Origin of the sequence: Cypionkella sp., assembly GCF_028290025.1 — a bacterium.
In the GTDB taxonomy this organism is placed as follows: Bacteria; Pseudomonadota; Alphaproteobacteria; order Rhodobacterales; family Rhodobacteraceae; genus Cypionkella.
Window position 1 is genome coordinate 1 of record NZ_JAQGKQ010000023.1, and the last position, 7,416, is coordinate 7,416.

The window sequence follows — 7,416 nt, forward strand, 5'->3', positions numbered from 1 at the left end:
ATTTGGGCTGAAAGCGCACCTAGTTAGGGCTGAAACTAGGATCCTTCATGCGACATAGCAATTCTACGCGAATCAATGCAGTGCCCCGCATCGTGGCTGCGGTCGGTGGGTTTATGGCTTTGCTAGGTTGCAATTTGGCGCCTGCGCAATTGCCACCCTTTCTGTCTGATGTCGAAGATACGACTGCGTTTATCGCCTTACCAACCAGACAGGCTTGGATTAATGCACCCGCTGCGATTGTTGTAACCGAGCGCGGACTTACCAATAGCAGAGAGCAACGTATCGGCCTCGTGAACCAAACCGCAGTCCGCGGCGACAACATGATGACCTTACGCGCGCGCGTTGTGGACGGACAAATGCAAGGCCGCTTCCGCTACGAAGAATTTTTGCGCCGGATCGGCGGCCTGCCCGCGCCCTTCACCACCATGAAATCGGGCGACCTTTTGACCGGGGAGGATGCGCTTGGAATGTATCTTTGGGCCGAAAACCGTATCGGCTCAAACACGATCTGTGTGCTGGGCTTGCGCAGATTAGACACCGGAATGCGGCAGATGCCGGGCGACACCAACGTCCTCGATGTGATGATGCGCAACTGTGTAAACGGTGACGTCGACGCGGCACTTGAACCCATGATGGCCAGCAGTATCGGCAATGCAGCAGGGGCAGCGGCCGCATCCGCAGAGGGCAGCATCCAGATGTTGTCACCGCTTGCTGGGCCAACCCCGTGACGCCGCTGCTCGTTTACCAACCCTCTATGATGCACCTGCCGCATGTTTTGAAGGAAACTTGTCTTTGAAAAAGCAGTACTTTAACGGTTTTGGCCTGCTTTTGGCTTGGGTAACGTTAATGTTGCCGACACTCGTGTTGGCGTCAGTGCCATCGTCCACTGCCACCCAAGGTTTGTTGGGGCTGGTTGCCATTATCATTCTGCTGTTGCTGAAACCTTTCGCCGCCAACACCGTGGCCCGTTTCGCGCTTTTGGCAATCGGAAGCGTTATCGTGGTGCGTTACTGGATCTGGCGACTGACCGACACACTTCCAGAAGCTGGGCTAACGCCCTCTTTCGTTTTGGCGGTGATCCTTTTTGGGGTCGAAACCTATTCGATCATGGTGTTCTTTTTGAACGCTTTCATTACGGCCGACCCCACCGAACGCGCGTTGCCGCCCAAAGTCGCGATCGACAAATTGCGCACTGTCAACATTTTGGTGCCCTCGTACAACGAGCCCACCGAGATGCTGAGCGTTACGCTAGCAGCGGCGAAAAACATGATCTATCCCCGCGAAAAACGCGTGGTTGTATTGTGTGATGACGGCGGCACCGATCAACGCTGCAACTCTGCGGATCCAGAAATCGCCCGCAAATCACAAGAACGCCGTGCAGAATTGCAGAAGCTTTGTGACGAACTGGGCATCATGTATTCCACCCGAGCCCGCAATGAGCATGCCAAAGCGGGAAACATGAGTGCGGCTTTGGCAAAACTGGACGGCGATCTCGTCGTAGTGTTCGATGCCGACCACGTCCCATCACGCGACTTTCTGGCACGAACGGTTGGTTACTTCGTTGATGATCCTAAACTTTTCCTCGTACAGACACCGCATTTTTTCATCAACAAAGACCCAATCGAACGCAACCTGGGCTTAACCTGCCCGCCCGAAAACGAAATGTTTTATTCTCTGATCCACCGAGGGCTGGATCGCTGGGGCGGTGCTTTCTTTTGCGGATCGGCTGCTGTCTTGCGACGCAAGGCGCTGGATTCGGTGGGTGGTTTTGCCGGAGAGACAATCACCGAAGACGCCGAGACTGCGCTTGAAATCCATGCGAAAGGCTGGCGCAGTCTCTACCTCGATCGCGCGATGATTGCCGGGTTGCAGCCAGAAACCTTTGCATCTTTCATCCAACAGCGTGGTCGGTGGGCCTCGGGAATGATGCAAATGCTGATGCTCAAGAACCCGCTGTTTCGCGGTGGGCTGCGGATTCTGCAACGACTTTGCTATATCAACTCGATGTCGTTTTGGTTGTTTCCAATCATTCGGCTCGTGTATTTGCTGGCACCGCTCAGCTACCTTTTCTTCGGGGTGGAGATTTTTGTTTCCACCTTCCGCGATGCGATGGTCTACACTCTAAGTTATATGGCGGTCAGCTTTCTGGTGCAGAACGCGATGTTTGCGCGCTATCGATGGCCGCTGATTTCAGAAGTCTATGAGGTTGCCCAGACACCTTATCTGGCCATGGCAATTTTCCGTACAATCTTGAACCCACGCGGCGCTAAGTTCAACGTGACGGCCAAAGATGAAACCCTGAGCGAAGATTATATCTCGCCGATTTACGGTCCGCTGCTGTTCTTGTTCGCGCTGATGACCGCTGGCGTGATTGCGTTAATCGTGCGCTGGATCGCGTTTCCGGGCGACCGCAGCGTGCTCGGCGTGGTTGGGACGTGGGCGGTCATCAACATGCTGCTGGTCTCCTTATCGTTGCGTGCCGTGTCGGAAAAACAGCAGCGCCGCAGTTCGCCTCGGGTGGATATGCAGGCGCCGACGACGCTGTGGTGGGAGGGATCGGGTGCGACCCCACTGGAAGGCGTCGTGCTAGACGCCTCAACGAGCGGTGCGCGCATCCGGCTTGCGCCGCCTCAGCGCAATGCGGGCGGCGCGCGGATGGTGACGGTGGGCGAGACGATCGAGTTTCAGCCGCGATTCAGTGATGCGCCACATCTGCAACGCCCTGTCACAGCTGTCGTGCGCAAGATCTTCGACACCCCATCAGGCCCGGTTCTCGGCTTGCTGTTTTTACCCGATCAGGCGATGGAAGTAAGGGAAACGGTCGCTTTCCTGATCTTCGGGTCGAGCGAAAACTGGCTGAAGATGCGGCAAGCCACCCGTGCGAAAAAGGGCCTGCTGGCTGGCGTCATATATGTGCTTTGGCTAAGCCTGTCCTCACTGCCCTTGACCATCGGGGATTTCATGCGCGAGCCTGCGCGCCGTCGCCGCACGGCCATAATGGCCACGCACGAGCGTAAGCCTGCACATCTTGTGGCCTTTGGCGCGGACTTTGACGAAAATCGCGGCTTTGACGATCCGGTGACAATTCCAAGTGCCGCGTTTTTTGCGGAGGATGTTCGATGAAGCGTTTTTGCGCGCTTGCACTGGTGGTTTTGATGCCAGAGTTTGGGCTCGCCCAGACCAGCGAACCGCCTCTTATCCAGTTGCAACCAATGGCTCCAGCTGCGACCACACCCGCAGCAGATCCGTCCGTTTCTGCGCCGTTGGGCAGCGTGGCACCAACCGCTGACGCGCAGAAAGTGCCCGAAGAAGCAACCGAGCCACCGCAAATTGAACTTGCACCCTCCGCACCAAGTGTAAGTAATCCCGAAAATGACGCAACACCATTGCCAGGCGAGCTGAAGGCCGCGCCACCACTTGAAGCAGCTATACCAGTCGAAACCGCGACGGATTGGTTGCTGGCCTTGGTTCCGGCCGAGCAGAGCATCCCAACCGAAGTGCGCATTGGCGGCAGCTTACCGCAACCCGGCGAATTCCGGCTAACAGGCGAGACGGCCACGGCAGATTTCGTTTTGACGCTGCCCGAAGGCGACAAGGTGCCAACAGAATTGCTGCTTTCTCTGCGTTCCAGTGCCAACGTGCTGCCAGACACCTCGTATCTGACGGTTCGCATCAATGGGACCGAAGCGGGCAAGGTTCCACTGGATAACATCGGGGCTTTTGCGCAACAACGTTTACCCACTGCCGCCCTAAGCCCCGGCGTAAACCGGATCACGCTTACCGCGACCCAGACGCATCGCATCTTTTGCGGACCCGAAGCGTCTTTTGGCCTTTGGACAGAGGTCGCCCTCGGGCGAAGCGGGGTCGAGATTGATCCCGCCACGTTGGCTCTCAATTCTCAGGGTTTTCTCGCGGCCATGCATTCACAGATTGCGCGCGGTGGTTCGGTGGAGATTTTGGTAGACGACAACCAGGATGTCACTCTGATCCGCGATGTGGCGGGCCGGATTACCGATGCAATCGGTGGCGCACCCAAAATCGAAGTTTTGCCATTTTACTCTATGGAGATGGCGCATGATACACGGGCGCGCATCGCTTTGATCAGCGCGGCACAACAGCCAAAAGCCAGTTTCAGACGCGGCGCAGATGGGGCATTCGTGCTTCAAATCGAACATGCCGGCGGCAACCTGCCCGATTTGTCTGCTATCTTGCCCGTTCGCATCGCTGAGCCGGATGTTCCGACGCTCACGCCCGGACATGTGACAAGCTTAACCGACTTGGGTCGCGTCAACGTTCTGGCCAACACGCACTACTTTCGACAAGATGTAAACTTTTTGCTGCCCGAAGATTGGCTGCTGTTGGCTTCGCAGAAAGCCCAGTTTACCTTGCATTACGGATTTTCGGCCGATCTGGCGCAGGGCGCGCTTCTTCTGATCAAGGTGAACGGTCAGACGGTCCGGCTCCTGCCGCTCGATCGTAAGGGTGGCACGGTGCAACCGCCACTCGACATTGTTTTCCGCGCCAATCGTCTCAACCCCGGCGTTAACACTTTGACGTTCGAAATGTCGGTGCCAGGAGACCCGCCCGATCTTCCTTGTACACCGCGCAGCACTGACATGCTTGTGGTCCTTGCTGACAGCACGCTAGACGTGCCGCCATCGCCGAAGATGCGGCAAACCGATATGTCGCGCAGCCTCGCACGGCTTAGCGGTGCGGATATTGTGATCCCACCCGAGGTCGCCAAGCCCGCGCGCGATACCGAGACTTTGATCGCATTTGGCGCGTTGTTGCGTCCGCTTGTGAGCGATACTACCAAGGCACGCCTGCATATCGTGGACCTTGACGGCGTCGGGCTTGTGCCGACTGGCAGCACAGGTGTCACCCGAAGGTTACTCCAAAACGCGGTGTATCCGTCTCTGGGGCTCCCAACTGCTCCGACTACTTCACCAGATGCAACGCTGCCCGCTGCGCCTGCAAGCTCTGAACCCGCCGCATCTGCTGACGACCCGGGCTTTAGTCTGTCCAATGCAGACGGTATCGCCACCTCTGGTCAAACCGCCGCTGCCACTGCACCTGAAAACTCTTGGTCGCTCGGGCACTTTTTCTCGACCGAAGGCTGGTTGTATTATGCGCTGGGCGGCGTACGAGATCTCACTTTGCCCGGCACGATCTCTCTTTTCAGTTGGCTGGATGGCAAATCGGGCGAGGCGCTGCTTTTGCAGTTGGACCCCGACACACCGGACGATATTTGGTTGATCGCAGGGCCGAACCTCAGCATGAATGATCTTGCCCAGCAGGTTGACAGCTTTCGGCGCGTTGGACGGGGTGAAGCGCATGGGCAAGCGGCACTGCTTTTACGTGATGGCAGTTGGGTCACATGGTCGGAAAAGCGCCGGCCTGAATTGTTAGAGCCACTGACCATCTGGAACCTTCGCACAGTGCTTGGTAACTATGCCTCTTGGTCGCCGTCGATCTTCACGATGGTAACGCTCGTGGCCGCATTGTTGTCGGTCATCCCCGCCCTGTTGTTCGTACTGATCACACGTCGCTCGGGAAGTCGCACATGAACCGGCGCAATTTCATCGGAACTGTAAGCGGCGCAATCGCTGGCATGGCTTGGGCACAAAGTGCCAATGCACAGATGCCGCATGCGATTGCCGGAGCCATCCCGGCGGATCATCCGCTTCAAACCTCGTGGCAAGCTTGGAAAAAACTTTGCCTGACGCCTGAAGGCCGGGTGGTTGATGGCTTCCAGAACTCTGACAGCCATTCCGAAGGCCAAGGCTATGGAATAACGCTCGCTGCGGTTTTTGATGATATGGCTGCCTTTGATCTGATTTATGGCTGGACCGAAGATAATCTCGCAGTGCGTGCAGATGCGCTGTTGGCTTGGCGCTGGCACCCCAACCAGACCAAGCCTGTGCCGGATAAAAACAACGCCAGCGACGGCGACCTTTTCTATGCTTGGGCGCTTTCCGCCGTCGCAAACCGCCATAATCGAGCCGCGCTGGGCACGCGGGCACGCATGATTGCAACCGATCTCGCCCGTCTGTGTATCGTACCCCACCCCGATGGCAGCGATGCGCTGCTTTTCCTGCCTGCCGCCGAGGGCTTCTCCACCGACCTTGGATTCGTCATAAACCCGTCTTACTACATGCCGCGCGCAATGCGTGATTTGGCGGCGCAAACGGGCGTGCAGGCGCTAGAGCAAGTCGCGGCGGATGGCATTGCGCTCATGAGCAAAATGGCAGAGACCGGTCTGGTGCCCGATTGGGCCGCGGTCAATGCAAACGGCTGGACCGCGCCACCAGCGCGCTTTTCGGCAAATGCGGGCTACGAGGCGATGCGCGTGCCTTTGTTCGCCGCGTGGTCGGGGGACGCAACATCACCCTCCGCCCTGCGCTATACCAAAGCGGCAAGCTCTGCCGCTGACGCGAGCGGCGATGCGACAACAGTGTATGATCGCGTCAGCGGTGCTTCGCTAGAGCGTAGCCCACATCTTGGCTACCGGGCGATTGCCGGACTGGTGTCATGCGCGCAATCAGGGAGTGTCGGTGCCGCTATTCCCGCATTCTCAACTGACCAACCCTATTATCCGGCGACGCTGCATCTTATGGCGCTTGTCGTTCAGGCCGAAATGTATCCACAATGTGTGCCCATATGACCAGATATACCCTGATAACCGCAGCCCTGCTGCTCGGATTGATCCCCGCGGCCTTGCAGGCGCAAACCGATCCGCTCGCACCTGCGACGCCGCCGGTTGCCCAAGCCGCAACTGCGCCGAGTGCCGGCGATCTTCAGGCGCTGAATTTCTACATACAACAAAACGACACTGCGTCGATTGAAGCCGAATTGCGCAGGCTGCGGGTGAAGTTTCCTGGCTGGGTGCCGCCTACCGATCTTGCCAAGCTCAAGGTCACGCAGCCGTCGGTCGAAGTTGACACGATTTACCGTCAAATCGCCGCAGACCAGCTTGCAGAAGCCCGCGCGACCATCGCTACGACGCAAGCTGCCCACCCGGACTGGGTACCTGCGTCAGACATGATCAAACTTTTGGAAACTGCCGAGGGGCAACTGAAACTTGACGCAGCACTTGACGCTGGAAATGCCTCGCAGGCGCTCGACATTGCGAACAACACAGATGGTTTATTGCGCTGCGATCGGGTGAACAACGCATGGCGTATAGCGAAGGCCCAAGAAGCCCAGCAGGCCACGGCAGCTGCGGTTGGAACTTATTCTGCCATCGTCGGAGCCTGCACCAGCTTCCCAGACATCAGCGCAACATTGGAAGAGTCAGCGCTTGCGGCGAGACTTACTATATTGTTTTCGCGTAAACGCAGCGGATCAGCCGTGAAGCTGGTTAATGCTGCCCATTCCGTTGTCACATCCTGCGTTGCGGTTGAGGATGTGGCAGCC

4 protein-coding genes and 1 pseudogene are annotated in these 7,416 nt (G+C 57.5%); all 5 read left to right on the plus strand.

What is annotated here, in order from left to right; translation table 11 throughout:
* The first annotated feature begins 320 nt into the window (after window positions 1-320).
* Window positions 321-728, plus strand: a complete 408-nt coding sequence (locus JWS10_RS03140; protein WP_299504677.1) for a hypothetical protein — start codon at window positions 321-323, stop codon at window positions 726-728.
* 100 nt (window positions 729-828) lie between these two features.
* Window positions 829-3,123, plus strand: a complete 2,295-nt coding sequence (gene bcsA / locus JWS10_RS03145; RefSeq protein ID WP_299504683.1) for a UDP-forming cellulose synthase catalytic subunit — start codon at window positions 829-831, stop codon at window positions 3,121-3,123.
* Complete coding sequence (locus JWS10_RS03150) at window positions 3,120-5,567, plus strand: cellulose biosynthesis cyclic di-GMP-binding regulatory protein BcsB (RefSeq protein WP_299504679.1); 2,448 nt, start codon at window positions 3,120-3,122, stop codon at window positions 5,565-5,567. The genes bcsA and JWS10_RS03150 overlap by 4 nt, the downstream gene beginning before the upstream one ends.
* Window positions 5,564-6,664, plus strand: a complete 1,101-nt coding sequence (locus JWS10_RS03155) for a glycosyl hydrolase family 8 (protein ID WP_299504681.1) — start codon at window positions 5,564-5,566, stop codon at window positions 6,662-6,664. The genes JWS10_RS03150 and JWS10_RS03155 overlap by 4 nt, the downstream gene beginning before the upstream one ends.
* A pseudogene (locus tag JWS10_RS03160) lies at window positions 6,661-7,416 on the plus strand (hypothetical protein); the annotation flags it as partial. The gene JWS10_RS03155 and the pseudogene JWS10_RS03160, both read left to right, overlap by 4 nt.

Coding starts and splice junctions, on each gene's coding strand:
- JWS10_RS03155 (WP_299504681.1), top strand. CDS start 5,564: ATGAACCGGCGCAATTTCATCGGAACTGTAAGCGGCGCAATCGCTGGC.
- JWS10_RS03140 (WP_299504677.1), top strand. CDS start 321: ATGATGACCTTACGCGCGCGCGTTGTGGACGGACAAATGCAAGGCCGC.
- JWS10_RS03150 (WP_299504679.1), top strand. CDS start 3,120: ATGAAGCGTTTTTGCGCGCTTGCACTGGTGGTTTTGATGCCAGAGTTT.